Origin of the sequence: Vibrio jasicida CAIM 1864 = LMG 25398, assembly GCF_000400365.1 — a bacterium.
GTDB lineage: Bacteria > Pseudomonadota > Gammaproteobacteria > Enterobacterales > Vibrionaceae > Vibrio > Vibrio jasicida.
This window is the reverse complement of sequence record NZ_BAOG01000063.1, coordinates 125466-139334: the sequence shown is the minus strand read 5'-3', so window position 1 is coordinate 139334 and position 13869 is coordinate 125466. Positions and strand designations below refer to the sequence as shown.

The following is a 13869-nucleotide window of genomic DNA, read 5'->3' as shown; positions in this document are numbered from 1 at the left end:
ATGCAAACAGCGACGACAAAACGTCGCTGTTTTTATTTCTGCTATCCTCAGAAGTCTTAGCTATAATGCCGCCAACTAAGCACCTACAAGGGCAAACCAGATGATTATTATGACCACCAATTTCGGTGACATCGAGATTGAACTGAACCTAGAACGAGCGCCGGTTAGCTCAAAGAACTTCAAAAAATACTGTGAAGATGGCTTCTACAACGGCACCATTTTTCACCGCGTTATCGACGGCTTTATGATCCAAGGTGGCGGTCACACCGAAGACATGGCAGAAAAGCCAACGCGCGCCCCTATCGCGAACGAAGCAAACCGTGGTCTTAAAAACCTTGTTGGCACTATCGCAATGGCACGAACCGACGCTCCGCACTCTGCAACAGCACAGTTCTTCATTAACTTGGAAGACAATGATTTTCTAGACCACACCGCAACCACCAACCTAGGTTGGGGCTACGCCGTGTTTGGTAAAGTGACCGCGGGTATGGATGTCGTAAACCGCATCGCGAAAGTAAAAACGACCTCTAAGCTTGGTCACGATGATGTGCCATGCGATCCAATCATTATCGAGAAAGTGACGGTCAGCGAATAAACCCATTCATCTCTTCGGAGAAATCGTCGCTATAAAACGACAAAAGCGCCTAACGTCATGTGACTTAGGCGCTTTTTGTTTTTATGACTCAGCCGATTAGTTTGGCTTGTGTCGGAGTTATTGATAGAAAAGCTCGGCTTTTGCTCCGACTAAATCAAGCTCAGAGCCTTGAAAATCAGCCAGATATTCAGCAACAAGGTTGTACCCAACCCAATACCCCATGTATTTCGGCCAGCAGCTTTCATCGCTGCCAAGAAAGTAAGCGTCGAAGTTGTAATCTAAGCTGGTCAATTTGTCTTTCATCTCAGCGTAGAAAGGACGCCAATCTTGATCTTTGATTTGCTCAAACAAGCTCGGAGTGACGCCGCCATTCATCTTACGTTCGAAATGACAAGCTAACCCTTCCATAATCAGCACATCACCAAGTGCAACGCCATTCTCTCCGGCTCGCATACGGAACAGGTGATGCGACTCATGCGCTAACACCGCAGCCAGTTCTTTCTCAATAACGTTTTTAATATCAGCACGTTGGGTATCAAGCAGAATCTCTACACGATAGGCACTTAAGCAATAGCCACCAATCCCTGTCTGCGGTACGTCATTGCGATCAAACGGGCTAACGGTCAGGTCAATGTTACTCAAATCAAAGTAACTAGAAAGCTGTGAGCTCAGATCATCAAGTTTCTGATGCAAATACTCAGAGATTGGAGACAACTCTCCTGTCGCATTTAACAGGGTTACGCGATAACTCATTTATCTTCCTTGATAATTTGGGTTAAGAGTAGCGAGTTTACAGTGTAAAGAGTGAGCAGTTCTAGCGATTACATCCCTTTGAACAAACTTTGAGATGCACGGCTCACAGCGAGCTTAGTTTCTCCAACGTGAACAAACATTCTTCCAGCAAAGTCTTTGTTTACTTTGCTAATTTTGCACACTTGCACAACGCTTGAACGGTGTACTTGCCAGAACTGTTCTGGGTTAAGCTGCACTATCAACTCTTTCAACGATGTGCGAATCAAATACTCCTGCACTTTGCCCTGTCCTTGTTGGGCATACACAGAAACGTATTTTTCTTCCGCTTTGAAATACAACACATCAGACGTGGCGATCAGATGAATGTCTTCCCCTTGCGTCGCTTTGATCCACTGAAGATATTGCGGCGTTTGTGGCGCGGATAATTGTTGTAACTGTTCTAACAGGCTGCTCATCTGCACATTACTGCTTTCTTGCTCTCGCTTGGCAAGGCGTGCTTTCACTCTTTCACACGTCGTCAGGAGGCGCTCATCTGAAATAGGCTTGAGCAAATAATCGGCGGCATTTTGTTCAAAGGCTTTGATGGCGTAATCATCGTACGCAGTGACAAACACAATCAAAGGTGGATTGGCGAGTTGATTGAGTTTTTGCGCTAGTGTCATGCCATCCAGAACTGGCATACGAATATCAAGAAACGCAATGTCAGGTTGGTTTTGGTTTTGCTCAATGGCTTGCAACGCTTGTTCACCATCGGCGACTTTGGCTATTACCTCTAGCTCTGGCCACACTTCAGCTAGGCTTTTATCAAGATGACGCCTCAATAGCGGCTCATCATCAGCAATAATGGCAGTAAACCCTGTATTCATTCCTTTCTTCCTTGATTACGATTCCATTGGCCAGCTCAGGCGAACACAAACGCCACCCTGAACAGACTCACTGATAGAGACCTCTCCTTGCCCTGCGAACAAAGCTTCAACTCGCTGCTTGAGATTACTTAGACCCACGCCAGAGCCCATGTGCCCACTAACGTGATTCAAGCCAACACCCGTGTCTCTGACTTCAATCTTCAAGTTCTGTTGTTCGCGCTTAATGAGTAAGCTGACTTCGCCACCTTCTCGCTTCGGCTCAATACCATGGATGATGGCGTTTTCGATTAAAGGTTGGAGCATCATCGGCGGTAATTCGGTTCTGCCTAACCCCTCTTCCACCTCAATCTTGTAACTGAGTCGATCACCCAAACGAGTTTGTTGGATGCCTAAGTAAGCCTCAAGTAACGCCGTTTCATTGTCTATGGTGGTGTGTTCTTCGCGTGAGCTTTTAAGCGTTGCACGCAGTAGCGCGGTTAACTGTTCTAGCATGAGCTTGGCTTTATCGACATCTTGCGACATGAGCGCACTGATATTTGCCAAAGTATTGAATAAGAAATGCGGTTCAATCTGACTTTGCATCTGCTTAAGCTGGCTCAGCAACAGCGCACGATCTTGCTCTGCTTTCTCGCGTCTGATGGCTTCCAACTCTCGTTGAGCGATTGCATGTTGCTCGCGTGAGTAGAAATAGAAAAAGCACATGGCACTGAATAACAACCCCATGAGACCAACCGACAGCATACTTGAAATACCGAAGTATTCCCCAAGCCAAAGCTGGGCGTTCACCACACCAAACAATAGGCAAGCCGTCAGCGAGATAGCCACTTCCGCCAAACGAGGAATGGTAGGAAACAGGCGGTCGACAAGCCATGAGAAGAAGATAGCCGAATAGCCAAATCCAAAGCTAACCGCTACATGAATGTAAAATGGACCGCCCCAAACAGAAAGCGTCATTGCTGCGATAAAGAGACAAAATGCCGTGGTCACTAATAAGCTACGCGGCCATCCACTTTTCACCACTGATTTTGCTGAACACATTTAGAATTTCCCTTTGATGTTAAATACAATCATATGCTTATCATTGATTTGTGCGTAAGCAGATTGGTCGTCTCCGGTTAAAAAGCGTGCGGCAACTTCCACTTCTACACTTTGATCGCCAGTATCAATCCATTGGTAGTTAAGCCACTGCGTGACAATCACACCACCATCTTGGGGCGACAACATCACATCCAACATGGGGGTTACATCACTTAGCCAGCCCATATCCGCTTTACCGTTCCATGCAGCCCACGCTTCCACATCCCAACTCCAGTGCAGCATTACGTTATGCTGAACGATATTAGCGTGCTGAAACCCTTGGGCGTAGCTTGTCGCAAGTAGAGCGCTGCTAGCCAACAGAGAGTTGTTAGGATCAGGGATCTGAGAGAGTAATTCTCCACGCTCTATTGCTTGTTGCCATTCGTTTTTCGACCATGCTCGGCTGTCGTACCAATATTCAGCAATCACGTTGTGTCCGGCTTGGTTTGCCCAGTTCAATCCAATTAAGGCTTGGAATGCGCTGCCCTGCTCCTCAACCGAAACGGGTTGGTAAAGATCATCCTGCTGAAACTGATACCCAACACTTTGCTTTTGCCACAGCATGGAACCGTGCATGGCGATGGATTCATCCCACACCGCAATGGCACTGGCTCCGAGTAAACCTCGGCGCACATCATCGTAATAACCAATAAGTTGATACTCGGTGTCCCCCACCAGCGCGTATCGACGAATACCAACACCTTGCTGCTCTGCGGCTTGATCCAGTGCACTTTGGTCTTGTTGCCCCCAACTTGAATCCGTTGCAATCACCGTCCACTCGCCTGCCATATCGTAGTGTGAGAGTGAAAACACACCCGCACCTTCTTCTGCTACTAAGCCAACAGGATTTTGTCGATAAGGCTTAAACAGATCCAAAGGTCGGTAGCCATAACCCACGCCCCAATCTACGCACAACTTACCCAAACTCACATCAAGAGTGGTGTCACCGACTTGCCACTCTCCTAGCCAAGCAAGCTCTCGAATCAACAGTTGGTTATCAGCGTCACTCCACCAATCACTCTTTCCTTGTTGATTGAGGTACAAACCTTGGCTATACAGAGCGAACAAACCACTGAAGTTCTGATAATTCACCTGCACATCCAACAGTGCATTAAGTGAATCACGAGAACTGCCCTGCGCCTGCATAAATGCGCTGTCACGTTGCTTGGCCGTTTCGTAACTGACAGCCCAATCCCACTCAAAACTCAGTTCATCATTGGCAAAAACTGGGGCTGATGCGCCCACACACAATGAGGCAGCAATCAATAGACTGGTGCTTTTGTTAAGATTAGGCTGGCGCAATTTCATGTGTCTTCCTTGCTCGTTTTCATGGTTCTATTTACGGAGTTCAGGTTAAAGCTGAGTCGTATTGGCTTTCGGCAAATAGCTTGGGTTGTAGAACTTGTTATCCAGCTGCCAAGGCACGATCTCTTGATACTCGATAACAGTTTTTTTGCTCGGCTGAATGCTATCAAGCAAGGTCATCTCACTGACGTAGTCTTCACCGTTGTCGCTTGCACGTCCGTATTGCGCTTGCTTGGCGAGTTTGCCTGAGCGCAAGTAGAGATCGGCTTTAATTGGGAACGCATCTTGCTCAGACAACCATAAATCGATCTTCTGATAACTCGCCCCTTTGGTTTTCGCGGTTAAGGCAAGGTGATAAGCCGCAACACTTTCTCCATTCACCGAAACAGTTTCTGTCGCTTTCCATTCACCTTGATAATCTTGGCTCCACGTCAGGGTTGAGATGTCGCCGATAGACGCTTCACCAAGCAGCTTTTGCATTGGCGTAATTCGAATAGGCCGACGGCTCTTTGGCATTTGCAGCCAGTAGTTATCGCCCATCATCAACATCTTTTGCCCTGCTTCAACCGCCGATTTGAATACCACCAGCGATTCACGATTTGGACGCGTGTACACGTGGTAAAGGCGGGTTTTATCTAACTCTTGGTCTTGATATAAGCGCACCAGTGACACCACTTTGGAAGAATCATCGTGCAAGCGGTAGCTGTCGGCTTTTTCAATCAATTGCGCGACTTGCTGTGCATCTAACGCTGTTTCATTCGCACTGACATTCATGCTTGCAACGCCAGTTACCGTTAGCAATGCAATTGGTAATAGTGATTTGAAATTAAACATAAATCAGTGCCTCCGTAATTGGCTTGTTCACCCCTTTGCGTGCCGAGAAAAACGCCGCAACCAAACAAATCATCAATACTGCAAATCCTGCTATAGCTACCAGCTCCCAAGAGAAGTAAATCGTTAATGGGTAACCTTCTGTGCGTCCTGGCGGTGGCGGCATTTGCACATCCACGACCATCAGTAAGACGGTGACTAGCGCCGTAAACAAAGCACCGATTAAGCTGCCAATCACGGCAAGTAACACTGCTTCGCGCAAGAACCCAGCAATAATTTCGCGAGGGTAGCTACCAAGTGCTGACAAGGTGCCAATTTCACGTGTGCGTTCCGTTACCGACATGGTCATGGTGTTAAACAGCGCGACAAAGACTACCAACGCCATTACTGCGCCCATGATACCGAAGATGCGGTCGTACAAATCTTTCACTTTGAGATAGAAGAACGCGCGCTCTTGCCAAGGCGTAATCTCAATATCTTGGTCGCCAAAGTTCTGCTTTTGCTTACTCAGGACCGAAGCCACTTGTTGCTCGACTTGGTTAGTTAAACTGGTATCGAACAGGAAGACCGATAACGCACTGACTTTGTCTGAACCGAGCAGCGATTGCGCGCTGTTGATGTGTACGTAAAGCTGGCGTTTATCAAGCTCAGGCACGCCTGTTGAGTAGATGCCTCGTACTTTGAAGTCATACGCATTCAATGCGCCATCGGTAGTGGTCGCCAGCAAGGTAATCCAATCGCCAACGTGCACGCTTAGGTTGTTCGCCAAATCAACGCCAAGCATCACTTCTGGCTCTGCTGGGTCATAACGCGATGCATGAATGTTGGACAGCGTTTGCCCTTCGCGCACATCCAAAAACGGTCCTTTCATATCGAATTCGCGCTCGTTCACGCCAATACCGATAAAGATCGATGATTTGTTGCCGTTGGAAATCAAACCACTGAACTCAACTCGTGGTTGCACGCCTCGCACTTCGTTTAAGCCAATCAATTGCTTGGTGATATCGTCGGCGTGAGTTAAACCGTTACTCAGTGGCATCTCTTCTTCTTTAGCGAAGTAACCCGGAGTGGTTAACGTCAGATGCCCCGTGTCACGCGCTGTCGATTCTTTCAAACTATCGTAGGTGTATAGCCCAAAACCACCCGCACTGGTTAACGCAAACACGGCAATGGCAATGATCAGCATCGACAACAAACTGCGACGGCGATTGCGTTGCAGGTTCAACCAAGCAAGGCGAACGGAAACTGGAATTAGCTTGCCCATGAAACCTCCTCCACACTTGCGTGCGTTTGGGTAATTTTGCCGTCCACCAACTCAATGGTTCGATCGCAGCGAGATGCCATACGAGGGTCGTGCGTAGCAACAATAAAAGTGGTGCCTAGCTCGTGTCCGAGCCCTTTCATAATGTCGATAACCTTATTGGCAGTTTGGCTATCAAGGCTTGCGGTAGGTTCATCGGCAATCACCAACGCCGGTTTGTGCACTAAGGCGCGCGCAATTGCCACGCGTTGTTGCTGACCGCCTGATAGGTTATCGGGCATGTGATGAATAAACTCGCCCAAACCAACGTGTTCTAGCATTTGCGTAGCGAGCTCGGTTTGCTCTGCTTTTGAAAAGCCGTTGAGGTGTAACGGATAAGCCACGTTCTCCAACGCCGTCATCACAGGCACAAGGTTGAATTTTTGGAACACAAAGCCAAGCTTTTCACGACGCATTTTCGCCGCCTGCATTTGTCCGGTTGGGTATGGGCTGCCTGCAAATGTCACCTGACCTTGGTATTGAGTATCCAGCATGCCAAGCACGTTAAGTAAGGTGCTTTTGCCTGAGCCAGACGGCCCGCACAGTGCCACCATTTCGCCAGCAAACACTTCACCAGAAACGTCTCGCAATGCACGTACGGTTTGGCTGCCAAGGGCGTAATCGCGGCTAAGTTGATTAAAAACGATCATGACGCCTCCCTAATATTTCGCTAGCAGCGCTTTCGCGGTTTGCGTTTCTAGATTGCTGTCGCCCAATTGCTCCATTTGCGCTAACCATGTTTTGGCTTGTTGAACATCTTCTGCGCGCAGTGCAGCTTCAATGGCGTAGCGATAAATCCAAGACGTTGCGGCGAAAGGTTGTTGGCTAAAACTCGGCTCATCGAGCAATGAAAGGTACAGCTCGTAGCCACGCTCAAAGTGATTGAACATGTCAGGTAGAGAAGTAAAGGTGGTGGCTGCCATGGCGGTGGCTAATTGGTATTCCGGCAAGCCTTGTAAGCGTTGTTGCTCTTGCAGTGGTACTGGCTGATTCGCCATTAAATCCAAACCTTTTTGGATTGTGGCAAGACCGCGCTCGGTGAACTTCATCTTGTTCCAAGGCATAAACGCCTCACGACCTTGCAACGTCTCCGCACTGCCCAAGTAAACCAAGGTCACCGGCGTTGCGCCCTGCTCTTCGAGTTGTTTGGATAATTCACCGTAAACGGTATCAACTAAACCAGAGTCACCCTGCGCCGCTTGGTTGAATTGACTGAGTGTGCGCTCGCTTGGGTTAGCCAGAGCCAGATTGCTGCTGAGTGCAAATGCGGCGATAAACGTACTTGCGAGTTTAAGAGCTTTAATTGAGCGAGATTGAGAAACCATCATGTACTGTCCTTAGTTGAACGTGATTTGATGGTTTCAGATTAAGGGAGAAAATCGCACGCTGCTTTTGCATGCGACCAATGGCAGTTATGTGGAGTGAATGGTATTGAGAGAGGATGAATGGTTTCGCTCCTCTGAAGCCAGCAAAATCGCTTCGACCATTAAGGTCAGCGCTTTAGGCTGATAGTTACGCTGACGATAAACCAAATAGGCTTCGCGATCCCCGCGGCTGTAGGATGTTGCGACGCGCACGAGATTCAATTCAGGCTTAACGTGGCGTAATGGGATCGACGCAATTCCCAAACCGTTTTCCACCGCTTTGATCACCGCGGTGATGTCATTGACCACTAAACGCGGCTTGCAGTTGAGCATGTCCACCAGCTTGTCTTGCTGATAGATAGGCACTTGTGTGGTGTGTGTGCTGGCTACCCAGTCTTGCTTGGCTAAATCTTGTAAGGTTTCAATATTGCCGCCCGCTTGCGCTAGATATTCAGGGCTAACAAAGAAAGCGTGCTCTACTTTAAACAATGGGCGCGCGATCATATCGTCCAAACCATCCAAATCGAACGTCACCACCAGATCGCGATCGGTTTCTGGAATCGAATTCACTTGGCTAAGCAATAGATCAATGGTCACTTTTGGATAGGTTTTGATGTAATCCTCAACCACCTTGTCGACCAAGTCATTGTAGAAGCGGCTTGGCATCACCAATCGGATTCGCCCCTCCACTTCTTGGCTTTGCTGATTGAGCTGCAAGATGCCGGATTCAATCTGAGACATCGCACTGCTGAGCTGATCAAACGCCTGTAAACCTGTCTCGGTTGCCACCAACTCACGTCCTTTCTTCTCCAGCAATCTCAATCCTAGTCGCGCTTCCAGCGCCGATAAACGACGAGACATAGTAGAGACCGGCAGTTCGAGCTTTTTCGCCGCCGCGAGCAGAGAGCCTTGCTCAACCACTGAGCAAAACAGGTACAGATCATCAACGTTTCCAAATATGGAATTCATACTTCTTCCATTGGTTATTTTTTCCAATTTTAGATGAGTATAACCTAGCCCACGTAGAAAAGAGACCCGAATATGCCGTGAACGCGGCGCGTACTAACGAATGAATACTAGGTACAGACGTGAAAGAAAATTTTTATAAATACGCGATATACACTGTTTTTTCAGCGGCAGCTTTATTCTCCGCTTTTTTAGTCACCTCAGACAATGTTTCTCCTTTCACCACCCAAGCGACACTGCATCGTAATGTCGCAACCATTGCGCCGGAGGTATCTGGCGTAATCACAGATGTGATGGTGAATAACGGTGAATTGGTTGAAAAAGGTCAGCCACTGTTTGCTATCGATGCCAGCAGCTACCAATTGAAAGTGGCACAAGCCAAAGCCGAACTGCGCCAAGCACGTGAATCAGATTCCGCGAAATGGCAACAATTGGCAGCAGCGAAACAAACCCAAAGCCAACGCGAGTTCGAATACTATAACGCGAAGCAAAAACTGACGCGTAACCAGAAACTTCGCAATAAAGGGCTAGCAACTGAGCAAGAGCTGGATGACGCGATCACTAATACACAAGTCGCCAGCAGTGCGGTGGAAGCAGCGAACGCAGAAGTGAAGCGCATTGAGGCAGAGCTTTCTACTCAAGACCGTACGGCAGCTATCGAGTTGGCAGAAGCAAAACTTGCCAGTGCGGAGCTGGATTTAAGCCACACCCAAATCGTGGCGCAAACCGAAGGCGTGGTAACGAACTTGCAACTGCAATCAGGCAGCTACATCACACAAGGCACAGCGTCATTGATGCTGGTGGACGAAGCTCATGCGTGGATCAGTGCAGACTTCAACGAAAAAGGCATTGATAAGCTAACGAATGGTCGCGAAGTGTTGGTGTCCTTCGATGCGCTACCAGGCAAAGTATTTACTGGTGAAGTCAGCAGCCAAGAGCGTGCGATTTACGATACCAACAATGCTAATGGACAGCTTTCTAGCGTAACCAATGATACTCGTTGGATCCGTGAGCAACAGAAAGTGCGTACTCGCATTACAGTTAACGAGCTGGATCCTTCGATGATTTCTGGTTCACGAGCGAGCGTGATCGTTGAAAGCGGCAATCCAATCATGGATGTCATTGGCTCAGCTTGGATTCACTTAGTGGCGATGTTCCGCTACATCTACTAGGGGGTGAACCATGTGGACCTTCGAAAGCTTGTTTCAAAGTCGTTCTGAACGCAATGAAGCATTGCGTGTTGCCCTTACTGTGACAATTTGTATGGTGCTGGGCAAACTGCTGAACCTTGATTCTCCGGTTTATCTGGCGCTGTACCCAACCATCATCATGACCAAAAACAAAGACTACTCTTGGCTTGGTTTGATCCGCACTTTCTTACCTACTGTGGCGGCAGCAAGTGCAGCGCTGGTGGTGACCGAAGTGTTTTCACAGCATCCGTTTGTGGTGTGGACCATTAGCTTGTTCTTCTTCGACTTTATGCGCCGCAGAGCGACCACGCCGCCGAAGAAAGGTCAGATGTTAATGCCAACTTTCAACTGGATTCTGATTGTGGTGTTTGCTCAGCACACCACCATGGACATGCCAATGCGCATTCATGAAATCTTGCTATCGATGCTGATTACCATGATCGTCGCAAAAATCATGGTGACTCTGTTCCCTGTTGAACGTGGCGGCAAACCACCAGCATTTGAAGAAGAGCCTGTTACGTTTGAGAACCGAGCGATCTCACTCGCGTTGATTGGTCTTGGTGTGGCATTCTTGATGATTGTCGACATCATCTCAGCAACGTTTTGTTTGGTGCCTGTGATTGCCGCAGCAACGCAAACCACACACAAAAGCTTTATCGACGTGGTTGACCGCCGTTTTCAAACTCAGGTGGGCGGCTGTGCATTGGCTGTAGTGTTCACCTTACTGATGGCTGGGCATCAATCCACGTTCGGTTACTACACCATCGTATTGGGTCTGCTTGCCTTTATGATCACCGCATCAATGGCAAAAGCGAAAGGCCCAGCCAAAGACGTCCATGCCGATGCGTTATTGGCGACCATGTTGCCGATTCAACTGTACATGACCAGCAATGAACTGGGCTTGGAGAGCACCTTCCTCCGAGCTTGGGAGCTTACCGTGACTTTATTTGTGCTGTGGGCGTTATACCATTTCACGCACAAACCAGAAAAAGCTCAAGCCTAAGCGTGCCATCGCCTTAAGAACCCAATACTTAAGGCGCCCTTGTTCTTATCGCGCTCATTTCATTGCGCTGTCTGTACCAATTTCTATTTCACCCTTATAAAAAGTGTGGCGCAAAACCTCAGCCTGGTGTATTTATCCATCCCACGACTTTCCAGGTCAGCTTACCCATAACAGACGGCGTCGCACACTCCTCTCTTGCACACCTTTGCGTGGTGTCTGTTATTTCCAAATAGGATTCTTAGCATCGGAATAGTTTGAGCTCGCAGAGTTCTGGTTGTTTTCGCCCCGAGTTGGGGCGTTTTTAGGTTGTAGAAGATGAACAAGCGTTTCTTCCCTAGGATTGATTTGCCATTGCTAATGGCGATCATTCCGATCATGCTATTGAGTTCGCTCACTCTCTGGAGTGCCAGTGGATTTAATGAAGCTATGCTATTTAAGCACCTCGCTCGATGCGGTTTGACGCTGGTGTGTATTTTGGTCATGTCGTCGATTCCAGCGTCCAGCTATCAACGTGCAGCGCCTTATTTGTATCTGGTTGCGGTTTCGCTCTTGGCGGCAGTTGCCCTATTTGGCGATAGCACCAATGGCTCGCAGCGTTGGCTCGATATCGGCTTCTTCCGCTTCCAGCCTTCGGAACTTATCAAGCTTTCAATCCCCATTATGATCGCGTGGATGCTGCATCTAGAAGGTGGCCGACCAGACATTCGCAAAATTGCTTTCTGTTTGCTGATCACCTTTGTGCCTGCGGGCTTGATTGCCTTACAACCAGACTTGGACGGTGCTATCTTCACGGTGATCTACGCGTTGTTTGTGCTGTTCTTTGCTGGCATGAGCTGGAAGATAATTGGCGGCTTTTTGGTGAGTATTCTAACGCTGGCACCAATACTTTGGTTCTTTGTGATGGAAGCGTATCAAAAAAGCCGTGTAACGCAGTTCTTGCACCCTGAATCGGATCCATTGGGTTCGGGCTACCAAATCATCCAATCATTGATTGCGATTGGTTCTGGCGGCATGAAAGGTAAAGGCTGGATGAATGCCACTCAAGGTACACTAGGCTTTATCCCTGAAAGCCATACTGACTTCATCTTCTCGACCTACGCAGAAGAATGGGGCTTTATTGGTTGTGTGGTGTTGTTAGCGCTGTATTTGTTCATTACGGCACGTGTGATGCTGCTGGCGTGCCAATCTGAGCATTTCTTCAGTCGCTTAGTGAGTGGCGCATTGGCAATGAGCTTCTTCCTTTATGCCTTCATCAACACAGGTATGGTCAGTGGTTTATTGCCAGTAATGGGGAGTCCACTGCCATTCTTTAGCTACGGTGGTACGGCGATGCTGACTCAAGGCATCTGTTTTGGCGTGATCATGTCGCTGTGTTATTCCAAGTACCGAAACACCTAAACGCTAGTCACAATAGAAAAGACAAACAACACGATCAAAAAAGGCTTCCCTCGGGGAAGCCTTTTTTACAACTGGAGAACCGAATTACAGTTCGCCGTTGTGGTATACCTGCTGAACGTCGTCACAGTCATCTAGAAGGTCTAGGAACTTCTGGAATTTCTCTGCATCTTCACCCGCTACTGGCGTGTGAGTTTGCGGAACGAATGTGATTTCTTCAACGTCGATCACGAGATCTGGGAATGCTGCGTTAAGTGCAGTTTTCGTTTTGAAGAACTCTGTATGAGGAGCAAATACAGTGATCACGCCGTCTTCTAGTTCAACGTCAGTAACATCAACCTCGTCCATCATTAGCGTTTCAAGAATGACTTCATCATCTTCGCCTTTGAACTGGAATACTGCTTGGTGATCGAACATGTGAGAAACTGAACCTTCAACACCGATCTTCGCGCCTGTTTTAACGAAACATTGGCGAACGTCTTGGAAAGTACGGTTACCGTTGTCTGTTAGACAGTCAACAATCACACTTGTGCCGCCAGGGCCAAAACCTTCGTAACGTGCTGGTGCGTAATCTTCACCGCCACCGCCGTTCGCTTTATCGATCGCTTTATCGATAACGTGTGCAGGTACTTGGTCTCTTTTCGCTTTACTGATCAGGTGCTTCAGAGACAAGTTCATGTCTGGATCACCGCCACCGTTTTTAGCGCACATGTAAATTTCTTTACCGTATTTGGAATAAACTTTAATTTTTGCGCCTGCAGTTTTCGCCATAGAGGCTTTGCGCACTTCAAAACTTCTTCCCATCGGGATGTCTCTCTAAATTCAAATTTAATGCGAAGGATTTTAGCAAAAAGCGAAACTTTTTCCATTTCGCCCTGCAAAGGAATGGGGAGGTCACCTCTTCCGCCGCGGTAATTTCATTTACCGCCACGATTCGCTTTACGCGACACCCATTACTCGTTTGTACTTATCGACTGCCTGTTGAAAAAACACTTTTTCGCCAGCGTCGTTAATCTTAGACAATTGTTCTTCTATCGCCTCAGGACCAGATTTGGCCTCTTTGAGTTTCCAAACTAAAAACGACGCTTGTTTATCAAGTTCGATTTTATTTTTCTCGTTAGGCGGCAACAAGGATAGATTGAACGACATTCACAGCCTCAAGGTACTTTAAATACTAGCCGCGCACTATAACATACAGAATTACCATTTAAGAATAGAAACGCG

Annotated in this window: 15 protein-coding genes; 4 read left to right on the top strand and 11 right to left on the bottom strand. The window is 47.9% G+C overall.

The window, feature by feature from the left end:
* The first annotated feature begins 100 nt into the window (after window positions 1-100).
* Complete coding sequence (locus VJL_RS18065; protein ID WP_005448882.1) at window positions 101-595, top strand: peptidylprolyl isomerase; 495 nt, start codon at window positions 101-103, stop codon at window positions 593-595.
* Window positions 596-712: 117 nt separating this feature from the next.
* Here the strand turns inward: VJL_RS18065 and VJL_RS18060 are convergent, their stop codons facing one another.
* The 9 genes from VJL_RS18060 to VJL_RS18020 all read right to left on the bottom strand — a co-directional run bounded on the left by VJL_RS18060 (window position 713) and on the right by VJL_RS18020 (window position 9060).
* A complete protein-coding gene (locus tag VJL_RS18060) occupies window positions 713-1348 on the bottom strand; it encodes a DUF2268 domain-containing putative Zn-dependent protease (protein ID WP_038880057.1) in 636 nt (211 codons plus the stop codon).
* 68 nt (window positions 1349-1416) lie between these two features.
* Complete coding sequence (locus VJL_RS18055; RefSeq protein WP_038880054.1) at window positions 1417-2214, bottom strand: LytR/AlgR family response regulator transcription factor; 798 nt, start codon at window positions 2212-2214, stop codon at window positions 1417-1419.
* 15 nt (window positions 2215-2229) lie between these two features.
* Window positions 2230-3252 carry a sensor histidine kinase gene (locus VJL_RS18050; RefSeq protein WP_038880051.1) on the bottom strand — a complete coding sequence of 341 codons (1023 nt, stop codon included), beginning with the start codon at window positions 3250-3252 and terminating at the stop codon, window positions 2230-2232.
* A complete protein-coding gene (locus VJL_RS18045; RefSeq protein WP_038880048.1) occupies window positions 3253-4599 on the bottom strand; it encodes a hypothetical protein in 1347 nt (448 codons plus the stop codon).
* A gap of 45 nt (window positions 4600-4644) precedes the next feature.
* On the bottom strand, window positions 4645-5430 hold the full coding sequence (locus VJL_RS18040) for an outer membrane lipoprotein-sorting protein (RefSeq protein WP_038880046.1): 786 nt from the start codon (window positions 5428-5430) through the stop codon (window positions 4645-4647).
* Window positions 5423-6691, bottom strand: coding sequence for an ABC transporter permease (locus VJL_RS18035; RefSeq protein ID WP_038880043.1), 1269 nt, complete (start codon window positions 6689-6691; stop codon window positions 5423-5425). The genes VJL_RS18040 and VJL_RS18035 overlap by 8 nt, the downstream gene beginning before the upstream one ends.
* A complete protein-coding gene (locus tag VJL_RS18030; protein WP_005374479.1) occupies window positions 6679-7377 on the bottom strand; it encodes an ABC transporter ATP-binding protein in 699 nt (232 codons plus the stop codon). Before VJL_RS18030 ends, VJL_RS18035 begins: the two co-directional genes overlap by 13 nt.
* Window positions 7378-7386: 9 nt before the next feature.
* On the bottom strand, window positions 7387-8055 hold the full coding sequence (locus VJL_RS18025; protein ID WP_017189795.1) for a hypothetical protein: 669 nt from the start codon (window positions 8053-8055) through the stop codon (window positions 7387-7389).
* A gap of 84 nt (window positions 8056-8139) precedes the next feature.
* Window positions 8140-9060 (bottom strand): LysR family transcriptional regulator, encoded by a 921-nt coding sequence (locus VJL_RS18020; RefSeq protein WP_038880040.1) that lies wholly within the window; start codon window positions 9058-9060, stop codon window positions 8140-8142.
* A gap of 119 nt (window positions 9061-9179) precedes the next feature.
* Here VJL_RS18020 and VJL_RS18015 point away from each other — a divergent pair, with 119 nt between their 5' ends.
* The 3 genes from VJL_RS18015 to rodA all read left to right on the top strand — a co-directional run bounded on the left by VJL_RS18015 (window position 9180) and on the right by rodA (window position 12648).
* Window positions 9180-10229, top strand: coding sequence for an HlyD family secretion protein (locus VJL_RS18015; RefSeq protein ID WP_038880037.1), 1050 nt, complete (start codon window positions 9180-9182; stop codon window positions 10227-10229).
* Window positions 10230-10239: 10 nt separating this feature from the next.
* A complete protein-coding gene (locus VJL_RS18010; protein WP_038880034.1) occupies window positions 10240-11250 on the top strand; it encodes a DUF2955 domain-containing protein in 1011 nt (336 codons plus the stop codon).
* A gap of 315 nt (window positions 11251-11565) precedes the next feature.
* The gene (rodA, locus tag VJL_RS18005) at window positions 11566-12648 is read left to right on the top strand and encodes a rod shape-determining protein RodA (protein WP_038869887.1); all 1083 of its coding nucleotides are present in this window, start codon (window positions 11566-11568) and stop codon (window positions 12646-12648) included.
* 84 nt (window positions 12649-12732) lie between these two features.
* Here the strand turns inward: rodA and VJL_RS18000 are convergent, their stop codons facing one another.
* On the bottom strand, window positions 12733-13449 hold the full coding sequence (locus VJL_RS18000; RefSeq protein ID WP_038880031.1) for a YebC/PmpR family DNA-binding transcriptional regulator: 717 nt from the start codon (window positions 13447-13449) through the stop codon (window positions 12733-12735).
* 135 nt (window positions 13450-13584) lie between these two features.
* Complete coding sequence (locus VJL_RS17995; protein WP_038880029.1) at window positions 13585-13794, bottom strand: DUF3283 family protein; 210 nt, start codon at window positions 13792-13794, stop codon at window positions 13585-13587.
* Between the last annotated feature and the right edge of the window lie 75 nt (window positions 13795-13869).

Excerpts from the sequence above, each read along its gene's own strand:
- VJL_RS17995 (WP_038880029.1), bottom strand. The coding sequence starts at position 13,794 with ATGTCGTTCAATCTATCCTTGTTGCCGCCTAACGAGAAAAATAAAATC.
- VJL_RS18060 (WP_038880057.1), bottom strand. The coding sequence starts at position 1,348 with ATGAGTTATCGCGTAACCCTGTTAAATGCGACAGGAGAGTTGTCTCCA.
- VJL_RS18000 (WP_038880031.1), bottom strand. The coding sequence starts at position 13,449 with ATGGGAAGAAGTTTTGAAGTGCGCAAAGCCTCTATGGCGAAAACTGCA.
- VJL_RS18040 (WP_038880046.1), bottom strand. The coding sequence starts at position 5,430 with ATGTTTAATTTCAAATCACTATTACCAATTGCATTGCTAACGGTAACT.
- VJL_RS18055 (WP_038880054.1), bottom strand. The coding sequence starts at position 2,214 with ATGAATACAGGGTTTACTGCCATTATTGCTGATGATGAGCCGCTATTG.
- VJL_RS18025 (WP_017189795.1), bottom strand. The coding sequence starts at position 8,055 with ATGATGGTTTCTCAATCTCGCTCAATTAAAGCTCTTAAACTCGCAAGT.
- VJL_RS18020 (WP_038880040.1), bottom strand. The coding sequence starts at position 9,060 with ATGAATTCCATATTTGGAAACGTTGATGATCTGTACCTGTTTTGCTCA.
- rodA (WP_038869887.1), top strand. The coding sequence starts at position 11,566 with ATGAACAAGCGTTTCTTCCCTAGGATTGATTTGCCATTGCTAATGGCG.
- VJL_RS18050 (WP_038880051.1), bottom strand. The coding sequence starts at position 3,252 with ATGTGTTCAGCAAAATCAGTGGTGAAAAGTGGATGGCCGCGTAGCTTA.
- VJL_RS18030 (WP_005374479.1), bottom strand. The coding sequence starts at position 7,377 with ATGATCGTTTTTAATCAACTTAGCCGCGATTACGCCCTTGGCAGCCAA.
- VJL_RS18035 (WP_038880043.1), bottom strand. The coding sequence starts at position 6,691 with ATGGGCAAGCTAATTCCAGTTTCCGTTCGCCTTGCTTGGTTGAACCTG.
- VJL_RS18045 (WP_038880048.1), bottom strand. The coding sequence starts at position 4,599 with ATGAAATTGCGCCAGCCTAATCTTAACAAAAGCACCAGTCTATTGATT.
- VJL_RS18010 (WP_038880034.1), top strand. The coding sequence starts at position 10,240 with ATGTGGACCTTCGAAAGCTTGTTTCAAAGTCGTTCTGAACGCAATGAA.
- VJL_RS18065 (WP_005448882.1), top strand. The coding sequence starts at position 101 with ATGATTATTATGACCACCAATTTCGGTGACATCGAGATTGAACTGAAC.